Source organism: Shimia sagamensis (assembly GCF_900182745.1).
GTDB lineage: Bacteria > Pseudomonadota > Alphaproteobacteria > Rhodobacterales > Rhodobacteraceae > Shimia > Shimia sagamensis.
In genome coordinates this window covers 719198-737195 of record NZ_FXTY01000002.1, presented here as the reverse complement: position 1 = coordinate 737195, position 17998 = coordinate 719198, and the positions used below count along the sequence as shown (strand labels likewise).

The window sequence follows — 17998 nt, the reverse complement described above, 5'->3', positions numbered from 1 at the left end:
AAAAACGGGGGCACTTTTAGGGGCATTTTTGATGCCTGGAGGGACCGATAGGTCAATAAACACTGATGTTCAGATAAGTGGCTGGGGTGGTAGGATTCGAACCTACGATGCGCAGTACCAAAAACTGGTGCCTTACCACTTGGCTACACCCCAACTGTGAGGCAGGGTTTACTTAGCAGCGCGGTCAGGCGCAAGACCCGAAATGCATTTTTGGTAGAAAAAATTTGCCCAAAAATGCAGAAAAATTTTCGGAAGTTTTTAGGACTTCGCTAACCCCTGATTTTTAGGACCCTGCGTCATTTTCAATCCCTTTCGTGGACAAGAGCCACGCCTGCGCGACATGGTGGGGCAAAGAGTTGGAGAGGAGTTGGGCGATGTTTCTGGGAATGCGACCTGAAAACGAAAAGCTGTTGGCGCAGGTCAAGGAGATGATCCGTGAAGAGGTGATGCCTCTGGAGGATGAATACCATGCGGAGATCGGCAAAGAGGACCGCTGGACCTATACCAAACGCCAAGCGGAGATCCTTGAAGGGCTGAAAGCCACGGCCAAAGAGCGGGGGCTCTGGAACTTCTGGTTGACCGATTCCGATAAGGGGTTTGGGCTTTCCACTGTGGAATATGCCTTCTTTGCAGAGCAGATGGGCAAGACACCTTTGGGGGCGGAAGTGTTCAACTGTTCCGCGCCGGACACCGGCAATATGGAGGTGTTTGAACGCTATGGCAGCAACGCCATGAAAGAAGAGTGGTTGAAGCCGCTTCTGAATGGCGACATCCGTTCCGCCTATCTGATGACGGAGCCGGATGTGGCCAGCTCGGATGCGACCAATGTCGAGATGTCCTGTGTGCGGGACGGCGACGATTACGTGCTAAATGGCGAGAAATATTGGGCTTCTGGGGCTGGGGACCCGCGCTGCAAAGTCTATATCGTGATGGTGAAAACCGGCGGAGACGAGTTGCCAGTACACAAGCGTCAGTCGATGATTGTGGTGCCTGCGGCGGCGGAGGGCATCGAGATTTTGCGCCCCATGATGGTCTATGGTCAGGATGACGCGCCGCATGGGCATATGCATCTGAAGTTTAGCAATGTACGGGTGCCAGCGGACAGTATTTTGCTGGGCGAGGGGCGTGGCTTTGAGATTGCGCAGGGGCGGCTTGGGCCGGGGCGCATCCACCATTGTATGCGGGCGATCGGGCAGGCTGAGGCGGCGCTGGAACAGATGTGCAAACGCGCGCTGAGCCGGGAGGCCTTTGGCAAGAAGCTGGCGCATCTGGGCGCGAACTACGACATCATTGCCGAGTGCCGCATGGAAATTGAGCAGGCGCGGCTGCTGTGCCTGAAGACCGCCTGGATCATGGATCAGGGTGACGCGCGGGCGGCCGCGCCGTGGATCAGCCAGATCAAAGTGGTGGCGCCCAATGTGGCGCTGAAGGTGATCGACGAGGCGGTGCAGATGTTTGGCGGCACCGGTATTTCGCAGGACACCCCGCTGGCGCAGGCATGGACACATGTGCGCACGTTGCGTCTTGCGGATGGTCCGGACGCGGTGCATCGCCGCCAAGTGGCCCGCAAAGAGCTGCGCCAATATACGCAAGAAAAGGTCTGATTTTCACGTCGGTAAAACGTCTGTATCGCGACTGTTTTGCGGAGGTGCGTGTTTTGAGGCCCCGACTCGGTGAGTCGGGGCCTGTTTTTGTTGCATTGGGGGAGAGCGCAACAGCGGGCGGTGGGGGGATGGGTCGTCAAGGTTTTCAAAATGTGGAAACGGCAGAACAGGAAAGCGCATGTGTGTTTGCCAAATCGGGCGACTTTCGAACATGCATTGTGTCAATGCTGATACCGCTGGGCAAACCCAAATGCGGAAAAGCCAATGCTTTCGAGCGCGTTTTTGGCGCCGGTGTCAAGAATTGGGGCGCTATAATCGTAGCCTGCTTCTTTGGCTCGGGTGTGGTTTTGGAAAAAGCGGCCCTTTGGGTCGATCATAAGATAGGTCCCCAACATGTCGAAATTGTCCTCAGCCTGCATAATTGATTGGAAGCCCGCGTGACGATCGACAAATCGAGTAAAGCTTTTGTCCGACACGGTTCCTGAATTGGATACCATTGGAAGGACGCGTAGAACTTTCCACTTTTCCGGCTTAAATTCTGCAATTAGTGGGCTTAAGTCAGCTGTCTCGTTGGCATCGCTCACGACGGTGTTGATCTTTAGTTTCATTGTTGGCGAAAGGCTGCGCGCCTTGTTGATGCTGGACACAAGCTCTTTCAGATTCAAAAGTTGGTTGCGACGATCTATCCGGCCGATTTTGGTATTTGTGGTCGCGTCGATTGCATCCACGCTTAGCCCCAACCACTGAAGGTAAGGCGCGATTTTTAGGAGTGTCGCATCATTTAGGCGACTGCCGTTTGTGATAATCGAGACATTGAAACCGAGTGCATGTGCGATCCGCATTGCGCGGTGTAGTGCGTCGGTATTGAGCAGCGGTTCTCCACCAGCAAAGTTTAGGCGAACGCTTTTCCAGTTTAACTCCGACCGAAGCGCGTTGTCTTTGTTTGATGGATTGAAGTATTGCCACAACTCCGCAAGCAACGCTGTGGTTTTGTCACCGTCCAGAGCAAGATCTCGGAAGTTTCGTTGGTCCGTCCATTTGGCGTAGCAATAGTTGCACCTGTAGTTACACGCCTCGTTGACGTGCCAATTGATAACCAGTTCATCCAAGTCAATTGATGGTCTTGATGATGCAGGTGCTCGCGGCGCGGAACATGAATAATGGTAGGTCACTATTTCAATCACTCTCAAATAGAACAGCTTAAAGGGTATGATGACTAGGTGTGTTCTACTTAGGGAGTTATTTGTATTGTCCAATGCAAGGCTGAGAAACAGTCTGTTTGGGTTCGAGGGGCAGGAAGCGAAGCGCCCGCCCCGTCACGCCGGAGGCGTGCCGATTTATGATTTGGCGCACCTTTGGTGCGACGAGGCGGTTCGGGCGCTGCTCAGCATTGCTGAGCATTAAGTAGTTAGGAAGTTAACTCCGCTCTGCCGCAATCGCCAAACCGTCGGCGACGGCTGTGAAGACCTCAGACACTTTGTGCGCGGCCTGCGGAAAGCGCGCTTTGGCGGTGTCTTGCACCACCGACAATAGGCTGGAACCGCCGACGTAGATCACTTGGGTGACGTCCTGCGCGGCGGTGCCTGTGTCGGTCAGAATGTCGACCATGGCCTGATCGAGCTTGGCAGCTTGGCCGGCGAGGATGTCTGGGAGCAGGTCGGCGGGCAGGGCGGGGGTCAGGCTGGCATCCAGCACGGAGAGGTCGATTTTGGGATTGGCGGTGGCCTTGCTGGCGGAGACTTTGCCGGCCTCCACGGCAAAGGCGATGTCGTGGCCAAGCTCGTCGCGCAGCACCTCGGCGAGGCGGGCGATTTGCTCAGGCGCTTCGGCCTGCCGCAGCATGTCGTCCACGGCACGGCGGGTTTGCGCGGTGTACAGAAACGGAATTTTCTCCCAGGTGGCGAGGTCGTTGAAGATCGCCGCCGGGGCGGTGTGGGTGCCGCTGCCAAACTGGTTGCGCAGCTCGGTGCCGCGGCCCAACAGCGGCATGACGCGGTCGATGCTGATGGCGCGGTCAAAGTCGGTGCCGCCGATGCGCACGCCGTGGTTGGCGAGTGTGTCGATGCCCGCGTCGGTGGTGCGGAAGAGCGTGAAGTCGGAGGTGCCGCCGCCGATGTCGATGATCAGGCCCAGCTGGCCGGGCTGCTCCAGCGCGCCATTGGCGATGGCGGCGGCCTCGGGTTCGGCCATGAAGGTCACGTCTTTGAAGCCAGCCGCGAGGTAGCAGGCGCGCAGGTCAGCTTCGGCTTGCGCCTCGCGCGGATCGTCTGCGCCGTGAAAGACCACCGGACGGCCGGAGAGGGCGTGGTCAAAGGTCAGGCCGGTTTGGGTTTCGGCGGTGGTTTTGATGTGGCGCAGGAAGCGGGCGATGATGTCCACGAACGTCACGCGCTCGTTCAGGACCTGGCGTTTTTCATGCATCAGCGTGGTGCCAAGCACCCGTTTGAGGGCGCGCATGAAGCGGCCTTCGATGCCGTCCAGAAGCGCTTGGTTCGCCGGGGTGCCGAGCAGGGTTTTGCGGCTGTCGAAGTCAAAGAAGAACGTGGTCGGCAGGGTGGTTTCACCATGCGCGAAGGTCATCAGGTGCGGGGTGCCATTGACGGCCACACCTGCGGCGGAGTTGGAGGTGCCAAAGTCGATGCCAAGGGTGTGGGTGTGCATGGTGCGGTCTCCGCCAATGAAACGAAGGCGCGGGTTTAGATTTTGTTGCCGGGGTGGTCAAGGGGTCAGAAGAGAGGGCCTTGTGGGGCGCTGAGTAGGAGGGCTTCGCGTTCGTCGTAGAGACCGCGCATCTGTGGGGTTTCGAGGTGGGTCATGAACAGGCGGGTGACGGGGACGTGTTGCCAGTAGAGTGCGGCGTGGCGTTTGGCTTGACCGGCTTTGAGGAAGCGCAGGGCAACCTCTTGGCCAAAGGTGGCGGAGGTGAACCCGTTCGGGCGTGGCGGAGTGAGTGCGGTATCGGAATAGATCACGCGGTAGAGCGGGACGTGGGACATTCCGAGCAGAGCGAAGGCGGCGCGCAGGAATGCAAGGCGGGTGAGGATGTGGCGCTTGCGGTGGGGCAGGGATTTGTTGCCGGTGATCTCGGTGGTGTCACGTAGGATGCGGCCTTCAAAAGGGCAGAGCCCGAGGTCTGCCAAGGCGAGGCGGTGTGCTTTGATAGTTTCGCCAGCGTGCGGATTGCTGACGTATTGGGTGGCGACATCGGATTCGATGTGCTGGACGTCGTGGTGTGTGAGCCAAGCCGATAGGGCGTCGGGATCGGTGAAGGCAGAGAAGGTTTCTAGAGATTGAGCGGCGGCACGTAGGTGGCCTGCGTTGGTCAACCAAGCGTGGGCTTGGGCCGTCAGTTTGGTGAGCTGTGCTTTGGTGTTGGCGCGTTGGGTGGCATCTGTGGGAACGTGGAGCGGTTGGTTGAGGCGATGACTGGCCGTCTGGAGCGCCTCTTGGCTGGCCTTTGGCAATGTGGGCATCTCGGTGTCACAGAGAAATTTGTCTGATTGCCAAACGGGAAAAGTCCACTGAGTGCCCTTGTCCTCAAAATCAAGAACCTCAACCGTAAAGCTGGCGGTGTCCTTGCTAAGGGCGGTAACACAAACCGGGGTGCGGCGCGGGTCGCGCATCCAGAGCTTGGCGCGGGGCGTCAAGTTGGCGAGCGTGGCGACCTCGGCCTGCGGAGGTGGCGTGTGTGTGATCAACATCACCGATTACATGTACACGCCACGTCAGGCGGCAAGGCTGGCTAATGTGATCAGGGTTGCAAGAATTAGGATAATTCGTGTCATCGGCCTGCTCTCAATTGTTGGTTTGTTTTTGATCCAAGCTTGCGGCCGGTGGGAGCTGTTGGTCAAGGGCGCCGCAAAACCACTTCCAAAAGCGAGTCTTTTGGGCATCGCATTGCGAAAGCAGCGCTACAAGAAAGGGCGGCCTGTTGGCCGCCCTTTCAATGACTAAGTTTCGAAAGTTTAGCCTTGCAGGGACCGCACTTCCAGATCTCCTTCTTCACGCGCCTTTATAGCGCGGGCGGCGGCGTGAGACGCGGCAGCTGTGGTGAAGTACGGGATGCGGTCGTAAAGTGCGACCGAGCGAATGTCGCGGCTGTCGTTCACGGCCTGCGCGCCCTCGGTTGTGTTCATCACCAAAGAGATGTCGCCGTTTTTGAGCATGTCGACGATGTTTGGACGGCCTTCGTAGACTTTGTTGACCTTCTCACATGTGACGCCGTTTTTAGACAGCCACGCAGCAGTCCCGGAGGTGGCAACCACAGTGAAGCCCATGCCAATCAGGATGTTGGCGGCGTCGATCATCATGTCTGTCTTGTCGGAGTCTTTGACCGAGATGAAGGCTTTGCCTTCGGTGGGCAAGACCATGCCTGCGCCCATTTGTGCCTTCAGGAAGGCACGTGCAAAGGAGCGATCCCAGCCCATGACTTCGCCGGTGGAGCGCATTTCCGGCCCCAAGATGGTGTCGACACCGGGGAAACGGGCAAACGGCAACACAGCTTCTTTGACGGAGAACCATGGCATGTCGGGATCCGCCAGCGTCATCTGGTCGGCGATGGGCTGATCCTTGGTGCTGTCGAGTTCCACGTATGGTGCGCGTTTCGGGAAGTCGGCGAGTTTTTCACCGGCCATGATGCGCGCCGCGATGGAGGCAATCGCACTGTCGGTGGATTTGGCCACAAACGGCACGGTGCGGGAGGCACGTGGATTGACTTCGATGAGGTAAATCTCGCCGTCTTTCACCGCGAACTGGATGTTCATCAGGCCAACCACATTGAGCGCAATCGCCAGCGCATGTGTCTGTTTCTTGATCTCGCCAATGGTGACGTCGTCCAGCGAGTAGGGTGGCAACGAACAGGCACTGTCGCCAGAGTGAACGCCTGCCTCTTCGATGTGCTGCATGATGCCGGAGATGTGTACGTCGGTGCCATCGCAGAGCGCATCCACGTCCAGCTCTACAGCGCCAGAGAGGTAGCTGTCGAGCAGCACGGGGCTATCGCCAGACACAACCACAGCTTCGGCGATGTAGCGCTCCAGCTGGGCCATGTCGCGTACAATTTCCATAGCGCGGCCACCCAGTACGTAAGACGGGCGGATCACCAGAGGGAAGCCGATGTCTTCCGCAATGGCCAGAGCTTGTGCATCTGTCGAGGCGATGCCGTTTTTCGGCTGTTTCAGCTCCAGCTTGTTTACAAGCGCCTGGAAGCGTTCGCGGTCTTCGGCAAGGTCGATGGCGTCTGGCGTGGTGCCAAGGATTGGAATGCCTTCAGCTTCCAGAGAGTTGGCCAGTTTCAGCGGGGTTTGGCCGCCAAACTGCACAATCACGCCGTGCAGGGTGCCGTTTTCCTGCTCAACGCGCAGGATTTCCATCACGTGCTCAAAGGTGAGCGGCTCAAAATACAAGCGGTCAGAGGTGTCATAGTCGGTCGACACGGTCTCCGGGTTGCAGTTGATCATGATGGTTTCATAACCCTGCTCGGTCAGCGCGTAGCAGGCATGACAGCAGCAGTAGTCAAACTCGATGCCTTGGCCAATGCGGTTTGGACCGCCACCCAGGATCACAACTTTTTTGCGATCAGACGGGCGGGCCTCACATTCCACGTCACCCATCATCGGGGTTTCGTAGGTGGAGTACATGTAAGGGGTTTGCGCCTCAAATTCCGCCGCGCAGGTGTCGATGCGTTTGAACACCGCGGTCACACCGAGAGTGGTGCGGGCCTTGCGCACGTCACTTTCCGACAAGCCGGTCAGGATCGACAGGCGGGCGTCTGAGAAGCCCAGCATCTTGAGCTGGCGCATGGCCTTTTCATCTGTTGGCAGGCCGTTTGCGACCACCTCGGCTTCAGCGTCCACAATCTCGCGGATACGGTCGAGGAACCACGGGTCAAACATAGTGACGTTGTGGATTTCGTCGTTGGTCAGACCATGACGCATGGCTTGTGCGATGGTGCGCATGCGGTCCGGAGTTGCGACACTGATCGCTTTTGTGACGGCGGCTTTGTCTGGTGCGCCTTCGATTTCGACTTCGTCAAACCCGGTCAGGCCACTTTCCATGGAGGCCAGCGCCTTTTGCATGCTCTCGTGGATGGTGCGGCCGATGGCCATGGTTTCGCCCACAGACTTCATTGCAGTGGTCAGGTTTGGCTTGGAGCCTGGGAATTTCTCAAAAGCAAACTTCGGGATCTTGGTGACAACATAGTCGATGGACGGCTCAAACGAAGCTGGTGTGACTTTGGTGATGTCATTGTCCAGCTCGTCCAGCGTGAAACCCACGGCCAGTTTGGCGGCGATTTTGGCAATCGGGAACCCGGTGGCTTTGGAGGCCAGCGCGGAAGATCGGGACACACGTGGGTTCATTTCGATCACAACCATGCGTCCGTCAGCTGGGTTCACAGCCCACTGCACATTGGAGCCGCCGGTTTCCACGCCGATCTCACGCAGAACAGCGATCGAGTCGTTGCGCATGATCTGATATTCTTTGTCAGTCAGTGTGAGGGCAGGGGCCACGGTGATGGAGTCACCGGTGTGCACGCCCATTGGATCGACGTTTTCGATGGAACAAACGATGATGGCGTTGTCCGCTTTGTCGCGCACCACCTCCATCTCGTACTCTTTCCAGCCCAGCAGGCTTTCATCTACGAGGATCTGGTTCACCGGGGAGGCGTCCATGCCGGTGCGGCAGTAGTGGATGTAGTCTTCGCGGTTGTAGGCCACACCGCCACCGGTGCCGCCCATGGTGAAGGCAGGGCGAATGATGGCGGGCAGGCCAATGTCGTCGAGTTCTTCCAGCGCGAGGCGGATGCCTTCGTCGAGGTCTGCCGTGCCGTCATCTTTCTTCGGCGCGGTCACAATCGAAGCGCGGGGGTTTTCGATGCCAAGCCGGTCCATGGCTTCGCGGAAGAGTTTGCGGTCTTCGGCCATTTCGATAGCGTCGCGGTCCGCACCAATCATTTCCACGCCAAATTTTTCCAGCACACCCATTTCTTCAACTGCCAGCGCGGTGTTCAGGCCGGTTTGGCCGCCCATTGTGGGCAGCAGCGCGTCGGGGCGCTCTTTCTCGATGATCTTGGCAACCATGTCGGGGGTGATTGGCTCGATGTAAGTTGCGTCCGCCATGTTGGGGTCGGTCATGATCGTCGCCGGATTGGAGTTCACCAGGATGACGCGATATCCCTCTTCTCGCAGTGCTTTACAGGCTTGGGCACCGGAGTAGTCAAATTCACAGGCTTGGCCAATCACAATGGGGCCGGCCCCGATGATCATGATCGAGGAGATGTCGGTTCTTTTGGGCATGGTGGACCTCGGGCTGGTGGCAGCGATGTCTTGGCGGGCAGGAAACGCCAAATACGCAAATTGTCGTGCGTTATACGGATCAGAAGGGCGGGCGCAAGGGGGATCGGGAATTTGTCCTATAGTGCCGCAATTGACCACTGTTTTTTAATAAAATGCAACGTATATGGCAGGCAAGGATTTAACATCGACCGGGGAATGGGCGTGCAGATTCGATTTGACCATGGGCCAGACGGCGGTGCGACGCTGTTTCAGAACCCCGAGCACGTGATTTCCATCACCGAGCCTGGTGACGTTGGCATGGCTTTTGAGGTGCTCAATCAGGCGCAAGACGCCGGGTTCTGGTTGGCGGGTTATGTCAGCTATGAGTTGGGCTATGTGCTGGAGCCGAAGCTGCGGCGGTTATTGCCAAAAACGCGACGGGTGCCGTTGATCAACTTTGGTGTGTTCCGTGCGCCGGAGATGGCGGGGCCGTTGCCTCGAGATGGCACGTTTGACCTGCGTCCGTTTGAGCCGCGCTGGAGTGCGGCGACCTATCGGGCGGCGTTTGACCGAGTGCATGGGTATATCGGGGCCGGGGACATTTATCAGGCCAATCTGACCTTCCCAATGGAGGCGAAGTTTGAAGGTGACCCAGTGGCGCTTTATGGCGCGTTGGCGGCACGGCAGGCAGTGGGGCATGGCGCGTTTATTCGCCAAGACGGCTTGCCGGATATTCTGAGCCGTTCGCCGGAGTTGTTTTTCCGGACTGACGACAAGGGACGGATTGAGACGCGGCCCATGAAAGGCACGCAGCCAAGAAGTGATGACCCGCGTGAGGATGTGCGGCGGCGTAACTGGTTGGCGACAGATGAGAAGAACCGGGCTGAGAACTTGATGATCGTGGATCTCCTTCGCAATGACATCAGCCGGGTGAGTAAACCGGGATCGGTGCATGTGCCAAAGCTGTTTGAGATTGAGAGCTACGCAACCGTGCATCAGATGACCTCTACCGTTGCCGCTGAGTTGCAAGACGACGTGCGCACCAGCGACATCCTGAAGGCGCTGTTTCCTTGTGGGTCCATCACGGGGGCGCCAAAACTGCGGGCGATGGAAATTTTGCGCGATCTGGAGCCTTGGCCGCGTGAAATCTATTGCGGCGGTATTGGCTGGGCGGCGCCGGATGGGCGCTCTGAGTTCAGTGTGGCGATCCGGACCTTGATGGCACAGGCAGGCCAGATGACATTGAATGTGGGTGGTGGGGTTGTCTGGGACAGCACCGCGCCGGATGAATATGAGGAAGCGCTGTGGAAAGCACGGTTTGCCCAGTTCCAACCGGAACCCGCCTGATTGAGACTTTTTGTTATCGACCGGGGCAGGGGATCGCGCGGCTTGAATTGCATCTGGCGCGGCTGAAGCGGTCTGCGCGGGCGTTGGGGTTTGAATTTGATCTGGCAAAGGTTGCGGAGGCAATTAACGCGCTGAGCAGCGAAGGGCCGTTGCGCTGTCGGTTGACGCTTGGGGCTGGTGGGGATGTTGAAATTACCACGGCGGCATTGCCATCGGCGGCAAAAGAGTGGGCGGTGCGCATTGCGCCGGAGCAGTTGCGCTCCGAGGATGCGCTTTTGCGGCACAAGACAACGCGGCGCGAGGTGTATGACCACTGGAGGGCGGAGCTGCCAGACGGCGTGCAAGAGTGGCTGTTTCTAAATGAACGTGGAGAGCTGTGTGAGGGCACAATCACAAATGTGGTGCTAACCATGGCAGATGGCGCGCGGCTGACGCCAGCGCTTGCGTCCGGATGTTTGCCGGGAGTCTGTCGGCAGAGTTTGTTGAATGCAGGATTGGTGCAAGAGGCGGTTTTGACGGTGGCTGACGTCCGGTCGGCTCAAGAAATTACGCTTACAAATGCCTTGCGGGGCGAGATTATTGCGGCATGGGACGGGCTGTAAGCCCGGACCGCGCCCGACCCTCCCCCCAAGGAGGGCGCATTTGCGACAACAGACAAGAATTCACCGGTGTGCGGATGTGAGGATTGTCCATTGCAACTATCGGCGTGGCGCCCCCCTAGCGTCGGGCGCGGTCCTCTGCGCAATTTGGCTCCCTTTTTCCGCGCAAACCAGCGCCGTTCTCTTGACTTTGGTGTCGCAAAAAGGTGTATCGGGCCGACTGTAGTTATTCACCCTGAAAGAGGGCCCGCACATGCACGCCTATCGCAGCCATACCTGCGCCGATCTGACCAAATCCAACGTGGGCGAAACCGTCCGCCTGTCTGGCTGGGTGCACCGCATCCGTGACCACGGCGGCATTCTGTTTGTTGACCTGCGCGACCACTATGGCATCACTCAGGTGCTCTGCGACCCGGACAGCCCGGTTTTCTCCGAGTTGGAGAAAGTGCGCAGCGAGTGGTGTATCCGCATCGACGGCAACGTCAAAGCGCGCGATCCTGAGTTGGTGAACGACAAAATCCCAACCGGTGAAGTTGAAGTGTTTGTGCGCGACCTTGAAGTTTTGGGCGCGGCGGATGAGCTGCCACTGCTGGTGTTTGGCGATCAAGAATACCCTGAGGAAACCCGTCTGAAGTATCGCTTCCTCGACCTGCGTCGTGAGCAGATGCAGCAGAACATGACCATGCGGGCGGACGTTGTAACGTCCATGCGCAAGCGCATGTGGGACAAAGGCTTCCGTGAGTATCAGACGCCAATCATCACGGCGTCGTCGCCTGAAGGCGCGCGTGACTTCCTCGTGCCGTCCCGTATTCACCCTGGCAAATTCTACGCGCTGCCACAGGCCCCACAGCAGTTCAAACAGCTGATGATGGTTGCGGGCTTTGACAAGTATTTCCAGATTGCGCCGTGCTTCCGCGACGAAGACCCACGCGCCGATCGTTCGCCAACCGACTTCTACCAGCTCGACATGGAGATGTCGTTTGTGGAGCAGCAGGACGTTTTTGACACCATCTCACCGGTGATTGCGGGTGTGTTTGAAGAGTTTGGTGGTGGCCGCAAGGTGGATGCGCCTAACGAATGGCCACAGATTCCTTATGCCGAAGCGGCGCTGAAGTATGGCTCTGACAAGCCAGACCTGCGCAACCCAATTGAGATGCAGGTTGTGTCTGAGCATTTTGCGGGCTCCGGCTTTGCAATCTTTGCCAAGCTGCTGGAGCAGGAAGGCACCGAAGTGCGTGCGATCCCTGCGCCAACCGGTGGCTCGCGCAAGTTCTGTGACCGGATGAACAAGTTTGCCCAAGGCGAAGGTCTGCCGGGCATGGGCTACATCTTCTGGCGTAAGCAGTCTGCGGACACCATTGCGCAGGAGCAGGGCATCTCTGTGAAAGAGGTGAACGCGAAGATCAAAGCCGGTGAAATTGTTCTGGGCGAAGAGGCGGCAGGTCCGCTGGCCAAGAACATTGGTCCTGAGCGCACCGAAGCGATCCGTCAGCAGCTGGGTCTGGGTGTAGGCGACGCGGCCTTCTTCCTTGGCGGCAAGCCAAAGGCGTTTGAAGCGGTCGCTGGCCGTGCACGCAACGTGATTGGCGAAGAGCTGGGTCTGATTGACAAAGACCGCTTTGCCTTTGCCTGGATTGTGGATTTCCCGATCTATGAGGCGGACGAAGAAAGCGGCAAGATCGACTTTGAACACAACCCGTTCTCCATGCCGCAGGGTGGCCTTGAGGCGCTGAACGGCGATCCGCTGGTGGTGAAAGGTTATCAGTATGACCTGGCCTGTAACGGCTATGAGCTGGTGTCCGGCGCAATTCGGAACCACATTCCTGAAGTGATGCTGAAGGCGTTTGATATTGCCGGGTATGATGAGAACGAAGTGAAAGAGCGCTTTGGCGCGCTTTACAAAGCGTTTTCTTACGGTGCGCCGCCACACGGCGGTTGTGCCGCTGGTGTGGACCGCATCGTGATGCTGCTGGCGGATCAACAGAACATCCGCGAAGTGATGATGTTCCCGATGAACCAGCGCGCCGAAGACCTGATGATGAACGCACCGAATGATCCATCCAGCGATCAGTTGATGGAGTTGGGTCTGCGGGTGATCCCGCAGGAGTGATCCGCGCGCCACATCGCTGAGAATTTGAACCGCCTGCAACAGTGTTGTGGGCGGTTTTTTGTTTGTGAAGAGCAACATCGGCGGATTTCTGTAAAAAAGTGGCTGGCATTCCCAAGCGCCATAGTCGCGGCTTTTCTATGTGGTAGAGTGAATAATGGTGAACGAGGAGCGCTTCAGCCGTGGTTTTTGATCCCGATATCGCACAGACCCGATTTGGATATGGGCGGTCGCCCAAAGTGGTGGGACCGCAGGGTGTCGACGAGATGTTGGCACTATTGCGCGCGCCAGAAGTGCAAATGCCATGGTTCCCTTTCCCCAGCGATGCGGAGATGCGGGAAAAAATGCTGGCGCTGTTAAACGCACGTCGAAAGATTTCAAAAGCCGAAAAAGGCAGCGATGCGCAGCAGGCGCTTCAGAAGGCATTCAAAACGGCCAGGCGTGCCTCCAAACAAGAAGGTGCAAAGTGGATAGGTGCGACATTGGCGCGCCGTGTGTGGAGCCGCGACGGGTTGCGGGAGCGGCTGGTTGCGTTTTGGAACGACCATTTTTCCGCGCCTGGGAAAAACGTGATCTACCGCTACACTGAGCCCGCCTATGTGGCGAACGCCATTCGGCCTCATGTGGGGGGGCGGTTTGAGGACATGCTTATTGCTGCTGTGCTGCACCCACAGATGCTGCATTTTCTGGATCAGAACAATTCCGTGGGACCCAACAGTGCCATTGCGAAGAAGCGGCCCCAAAAAAACCTTGGCCTCAACGAAAACCTCGCGCGAGAGATTTTGGAGCTGCACACATTGGGTGTGGGCGGTGGGTATACCCAAGACGATGTGCGCCAGCTTGCAGAGCTGCTGACTGGGGTGACGACGATTCAGAAAGAGGGAACAGCCTATCTTTCCAAACGGGCGGAGCCTGGACCAGAGACGGTACTTGGAAAAGAATACGGCACCAGGCGGGCGCGGGTGTCAGATGTGCATGCGGTTTTGCGGGATTTGGCGCGGCACCCAGATACGGCGCGACATATCACCCATAAACTGGCCGTGCATTTTGTGTCAGACACGCCGGATGAAGATTTGCTGGTGTCGATGGGGGCCCGGTATTTGGAGACTGATGGGGATCTGGCCGAGGTTGTAGAGGCGATGTTGCGCCACTCTGCCGCCTGGGCAGCCGTGGAAGACGGGGCTGGAAACTTCAAGCAGCCAGAGTTGTTTGTCAGCTCGGCGTTGCGGGCACTGGCTGTTCCTAAAAAACAACTTCGCGATGTGAAAAGCCATCAATTGGAACGACTTCTTGGCACGCCGTTGCGCACCATGGGGCAGCCTTGGCGGCGGCCCTTTGGTCCGGATGGATTTGAGGAAGATGACGGACATTGGCTGACCGCGCAGGGCATGGCAGCGCGGTTGCAGTGGGCGTTGGGTGTGCCGGCGGAGGTTTTGGACGCGTTGCCGGACCCGCGTGACTTTGTGCAGACAACGCTTGGGACAAGCGCGCCGGCGTCGGTGCGGTTTGCCGCAGAAACGGCGGAGAACCGGCGTGAAGGGGTTGCGTTGGTGCTGATGTCGCCCGCGTTTCAACGGGTGTGAGGAGAGCGTCATGGGCAAGATTGTGATGGATCGGCGTGGATTTCTTGGGCGCGGCTTGGCGGTTGGATGTTCGCTGGCCGCCAGCCCGGTGATGACGCCGGTGAGCTTTGCTTCGACAGGTGGCGAGAACCGACTTGTGGTGATCATTCTGCGGGGCGGATTGGACGGGTTGGATTTGCTGCAGCCGGATGATGCGGGTCTTCGGCTGTTACGGCCGACGCTGGCTGCGCGAGCGCCGTCAGGCATGGAAGTCTCCGGCGGCATGATGTTGCATGCAGCAGCCAAGCCGTTGTGGCCGATGTGGCAGGCAGGTGAGCTGGCGTTTGTGCAAGGGGTGTCTACGCCATACCGCAACAAGCGCAGTCATTTTGACGGGCAGGATTTGTTGGAAGCTGGGACGGCGCAGATGCCAACGGGCGCTACGCGAGATGGCTGGCTAAACCGGATGTTGCAGAACATGCCGGGCAGTCAGATGACCACAGCCTACGCGGTGGGCGCTGATCCGATGTTGCTGAGCCAAGGGGCAGCAGAGGTGGAGACCTGGTCGCCGGATGTGGGCTTTGTGTTGTCCAGCCAGGGCGCGCGGTTGCTGGAGATGACGATGGAACGTGATCCTGCCATGGCGCTGGCGATGCAGAAAGCCATGACGCTGGCTGGAGAGGGCGGTGGTGGCGTGCTGGAGATGGCTGACAGCGGCATGATGATGGACGAGCTGGAAACCATGATGGACGCGCAGATGAGCCCGCAGGGGCGGGGCAAGGCAAAAGCACATCTGCGGGTGGCAGAGTTTGCAGCAGAGCAGCTGCGCGATACGGCGCGGGTGGCGTGTTTCTCGATCGGCGGCTGGGACACGCATGCTGCACAAGCCCGCACGCTGAAGGCGCCTTTGAAGAACCTGAGTGACAGTCTGTTGGCGTTGAAAGTTGGGTTGGGCGAGACAGTTTGGGGCCGGACCACAGTGTTGGCGATGACGGAGTTTGGCCGCACCGTGGCTGAGAATGGCACCAAAGGCACAGATCACGGAACCGGTGGCATGATGGTGATGGCCGGTGGCGCGATCCGAGGTCAGGCTGTGCATGGGCGGTTGGCGGGATTGGAAGAAGTGGACCTGTTTCAAGGGCGCGATCTGATGCCCACCGATGATGTCCGGCGATACGCAGCTTGGGCCATTCGCGAGAGCTTTGGGCTCGATCGTGCGGCGCTTGAGACTGTGGTGTTTCCCGGGATGCAATTGGGAGATGCGCCGGGATTGTTGGCTTAAGTCAGAAGGGCTTGGCGCGCGAGGCGTGCTGTGCCACTACTTGGCCAACTGAAGGAAGAGCACTCATGCAAACATCCCGCCCTGTGGGCTTTGCCGTGCCTGATTGGACCGTGCCACCACGGCCGTCGGGTGAGGTTTTGGACGGCCAATATGTGCGTCTTGAGCCGTTGAGCGCAGAGGCCCATGCTGCGCTGCTCTATCGCGCTTACCAAGCAGATGACTGGGTTTGGGACTACATGCCGTACGGGCCGTTTCATTCGGCGGCGCAGTATCATCGCTGGGTGCGGGAAACCGTTGAGAACCAAGACCACTTTTTCTATGCGATTTATAGCAAATCAGAGCGCACCTTTACGGGTGTGGCCTCCTATCTGCGTATTTACCCAGAGCGTGGTTCCATTGAAGTGGGCAACATCAACTTCTCTCCAATGATGCAAGGCACCCCTGCGGCCACGGAAGCGATGTTCCTGATGATGCAATGGGCCTTTGACAACGGATATCGCCGCTATGAGTGGAAATGTGATGCGCTCAATGCGCCATCCCGCCGTGCGGCGCAGCGCTTGGGCCTAAGCTATGAGGGGATTTTCCGACAGGCTCTTGTCTACAAGGGGCGCAACCGGGACACGGCCTGGTTTGCAGCGATTGATCGCGAGTGGCCCGCGCTTAAGGCGGCCTTTGGGGCGTGGCTGTCGCCAAGCAACTTTGATCAGAACGGCCAGCAGCGTGAGCGGTTGAGTGATTTGACCGGATTGGTCCGCGCAGCAAATGACCCGGAGCAGGGTTAAGCCTCAAAATGCAAGACGGGACCAAATGGCCCCGCCTCACCGTCCCGTGTTCGTGAGTAGTCGTTCCGGTTGTGTTCGTTTTAGATAACGGCCGCTTCGGTCAGGCGACTTTCCACCACACCGTTGAGTTCGGCCACATTGGCACGCACGCCTGTGCCTTCTTTGCGGGCGCATTCCACAGCTTTGACGGCGCTCAGCAGACCTTGGTCGCCGGCGCTGCGGGCCAAGCCGCCAAGGAACTGCGCCACGTAGTCGATCAAGTCCTCATCGGCCTCTTTTAGCGTGTCGGCCGCGTGAAGCAGGTCATCGCGGAACGCCACCGGATCAGGCTTGATGGCTTCGTTGTCGGCCACACGGGCCACAGTTGGGCGATAGGCATCGGGAAGGCGGCGCAGAATGGCCTGTTGGAAATCAGTCAGTGTGCCGTAGGGCTTGGCGATAAAGCCGTCGGCACCAGCAGCCAGGGCAGCCTCTTGGGCAAAATCGTCACCGGAGGTGCCAATGATCAGCTCAATCCGGGGGGTGGCTTTGTTCAATTCTTCGATCAGGTCGGCGCCGGAGCCATCCGGCAGGCCCATGTCCACAATCGCCACGGTTGGCAAGTAGACTTGCAGATGTCGTCGCGCAGAGGTCAGGCAGTCAGCGCGGCGGATGCGGGCTCCGGAGCGGACACACATCAGACGCAGCGCGTCGGAGGAAAAACGGCTGTCTTCCACCACAAGAACAGTCATGCCCAGAAGCGGGCGCGCGGCTGATGGGGTGGTCAGCGGGGAGAAAGGCGATTTGTCGTCCATGTTTGAAATCCTCAACGAAGCGAAAACTACAGATACCGAAACGTGCAAACAGGCTAAGAACACATGCCTAACGAAAGGTTAAGATCAGCCGCGACGCCCTGTCTCTTGCACCGGCGGATATCAGCGCACATAAGAGCTGCGAGCGGGATGCATGCCCTTTTGGAGGAGACAAATATGATCGGACGATTGAACCACGTGGCCATCGCAGTGCCAGATCTTGACGCCGCAAGTGCGCAGTATCGTGACGCGCTGGGCGCCACAGTTGGGGCACCGCAGGATGAGCCGGATCACGGCGTGACCGTGGTGTTTATCGAACTGCCCAACACCAAAATTGAGCTGTTGTATCCGCTAGGAGAAGACAGCCCGATCAACGGCTTCCTCGAAAAGAACCCATCTGGTGGCATCCATCACGTGTGCTACGAAGTCGACGATATTTTGGCGGCGCGGGATCATTTGAAATCCACAGGTGCGCGGGTATTGGGCAGTGGTGAGCCTAAGATTGGGGCGCATGGCAAACCCGTGCTGTTCCTGCATCCCAAAGATTTCAACGGTTGCCTTGTGGAGTTGGAACAGGTCTAAGAGGCCAACCCCAAAACAGACTAGGATTGGCGGGCCAAACGTGTCCGCCTTTTTTATCAGGAGCGTGC

14 protein-coding genes and 1 tRNA gene are annotated in these 17998 nt (G+C 58.3%); 9 read left to right on the top strand and 6 right to left on the bottom strand.

The window, feature by feature from the left end; translation table 11 throughout:
• Window positions 1-78: 78 nt before the first annotated feature.
• Window positions 79-153: transfer RNA gene (locus QOL67_RS08115), tRNA-Gln, on the bottom strand.
• Between the two features lie 221 nt (window positions 154-374).
• On the opposite strand from QOL67_RS08115, the gene QOL67_RS08110 reads away from it, so the two are divergent.
• A complete protein-coding gene (locus QOL67_RS08110; RefSeq protein ID WP_283425454.1) occupies window positions 375-1604 on the top strand; it encodes an acyl-CoA dehydrogenase family protein in 1230 nt (409 codons plus the stop codon).
• Window positions 1605-1825: 221 nt separating this feature from the next.
• Here QOL67_RS08110 and QOL67_RS08105 read toward each other — a convergent pair whose 3' ends face one another.
• The 3 genes from QOL67_RS08105 to QOL67_RS08095 all read right to left on the bottom strand — a co-directional run bounded on the left by QOL67_RS08105 (window position 1826) and on the right by QOL67_RS08095 (window position 5305).
• Window positions 1826-2713: a viperin family antiviral radical SAM protein gene (locus QOL67_RS08105; protein WP_283425453.1), complete on the bottom strand. Its 888-nt coding sequence runs from the start codon at window positions 2711-2713 to the stop codon at window positions 1826-1828.
• 307 nt (window positions 2714-3020) lie between these two features.
• On the bottom strand, window positions 3021-4265 hold the full coding sequence (locus QOL67_RS08100; RefSeq protein ID WP_283425452.1) for an Hsp70 family protein: 1245 nt from the start codon (window positions 4263-4265) through the stop codon (window positions 3021-3023).
• A gap of 65 nt (window positions 4266-4330) precedes the next feature.
• Complete coding sequence (locus QOL67_RS08095; RefSeq protein WP_283425451.1) at window positions 4331-5305, bottom strand: hypothetical protein; 975 nt, start codon at window positions 5303-5305, stop codon at window positions 4331-4333.
• Here QOL67_RS08095 and QOL67_RS08090 point away from each other — a divergent pair.
• A complete protein-coding gene (locus tag QOL67_RS08090; protein ID WP_283425450.1) occupies window positions 5295-5558 on the top strand; it encodes a hypothetical protein in 264 nt (87 codons plus the stop codon). The genes QOL67_RS08095 and QOL67_RS08090 overlap by 11 nt on opposite strands.
• Window positions 5559-5569: 11 nt before the next feature.
• Here the strand turns inward: QOL67_RS08090 and carB are convergent, their stop codons facing one another.
• The gene (gene carB / locus QOL67_RS08085; protein ID WP_283425449.1) at window positions 5570-8899 is read right to left on the bottom strand and encodes a carbamoyl-phosphate synthase large subunit; all 3330 of its coding nucleotides are present in this window, start codon (window positions 8897-8899) and stop codon (window positions 5570-5572) included.
• 195 nt (window positions 8900-9094) lie between these two features.
• Between carB and QOL67_RS08080 the strand changes: the two genes are divergently transcribed.
• From QOL67_RS08080 to QOL67_RS08055, 6 genes are all read left to right on the top strand, one after another.
• Entirely contained in the window at window positions 9095-10225 is a 1131-nt protein-coding gene (locus QOL67_RS08080) for an aminodeoxychorismate synthase component I (protein WP_283425448.1), read from the top strand.
• Window positions 10183-10827, top strand: a complete 645-nt coding sequence (locus tag QOL67_RS08075; RefSeq protein ID WP_283425447.1) for an aminotransferase class IV family protein — start codon at window positions 10183-10185, stop codon at window positions 10825-10827. Before QOL67_RS08080 ends, QOL67_RS08075 begins: the two co-directional genes overlap by 43 nt.
• A gap of 250 nt (window positions 10828-11077) precedes the next feature.
• Window positions 11078-12934: an aspartate--tRNA ligase gene (aspS, locus tag QOL67_RS08070; protein ID WP_283425446.1), complete on the top strand. Its 1857-nt coding sequence runs from the start codon at window positions 11078-11080 to the stop codon at window positions 12932-12934.
• A gap of 179 nt (window positions 12935-13113) precedes the next feature.
• Window positions 13114-14514 (top strand): DUF1800 domain-containing protein, encoded by a 1401-nt coding sequence (locus QOL67_RS08065; RefSeq protein ID WP_283425445.1) that lies wholly within the window; start codon window positions 13114-13116, stop codon window positions 14512-14514.
• Window positions 14515-14524: 10 nt separating this feature from the next.
• Window positions 14525-15775, top strand: a complete 1251-nt coding sequence (locus tag QOL67_RS08060; protein WP_283425444.1) for a DUF1501 domain-containing protein — start codon at window positions 14525-14527, stop codon at window positions 15773-15775.
• 65 nt (window positions 15776-15840) lie between these two features.
• Complete coding sequence (locus tag QOL67_RS08055; RefSeq protein WP_283425443.1) at window positions 15841-16557, top strand: GNAT family N-acetyltransferase; 717 nt, start codon at window positions 15841-15843, stop codon at window positions 16555-16557.
• 80 nt (window positions 16558-16637) lie between these two features.
• Here QOL67_RS08055 and QOL67_RS08050 read toward each other — a convergent pair whose 3' ends face one another.
• Window positions 16638-17351 carry a response regulator gene (locus QOL67_RS08050; protein WP_283425442.1) on the bottom strand — a complete coding sequence of 238 codons (714 nt, stop codon included), beginning with the start codon at window positions 17349-17351 and terminating at the stop codon, window positions 16638-16640.
• Window positions 17352-17525: 174 nt separating this feature from the next.
• On the opposite strand from QOL67_RS08050, the gene mce reads away from it, so the two are divergent.
• Window positions 17526-17930 (top strand): methylmalonyl-CoA epimerase, encoded by a 405-nt coding sequence (gene mce, locus QOL67_RS08045; protein ID WP_283425441.1) that lies wholly within the window; start codon window positions 17526-17528, stop codon window positions 17928-17930.
• Window positions 17931-17998 lie beyond the last annotated feature (68 nt).